The organism is Pseudoalteromonas sp. S3178 (assembly GCF_005886985.1).
Classification (GTDB): Bacteria; Pseudomonadota; Gammaproteobacteria; order Enterobacterales; family Alteromonadaceae; genus Pseudoalteromonas; species Pseudoalteromonas carrageenovora.
This window is the reverse complement of sequence record NZ_PNCW01000182.1, coordinates 1-292: the sequence shown is the minus strand read 5'-3', so window position 1 is coordinate 292 and position 292 is coordinate 1. Positions and strand designations below refer to the sequence as shown.

Annotated in this window: 1 protein-coding gene; it reads left to right on the top strand. The window is 53.1% G+C overall.

The window, feature by feature from the left end; genetic code table 11:
- Positions 1-292: condensation domain-containing protein (locus tag CWC11_RS20525; RefSeq protein ID WP_138684156.1), on the top strand; the 292-nt coding region annotated here is incomplete at both ends.

The following is a 292-nucleotide window of genomic DNA, read 5'->3' as shown; positions in this document are numbered from 1 at the left end:
CGGCGGCGTTAAAACTGACTGTCACTCTCAACCAGGACGCCTTGAAGCAGGCCTTTAGCGCTATCGTGGCGCGTCATGAAAGCCTGCGTACGTGTTTTATCGGCGGTGATGACGGCGAGCCGATCCAGGTGCTCCAAGAAGCGGACACTTTTGATATCCCGTTTACGGACTTATCGACACTTACGATAGGGATCCGCGAGGCTGAAATTGCTGAAGTGATCGCTAAAGAGGCGGTCAGTGCTTTTGACCTGAGCCAGGATTTAATGCTTCGGGCACGACTGCTAAAAGTCTC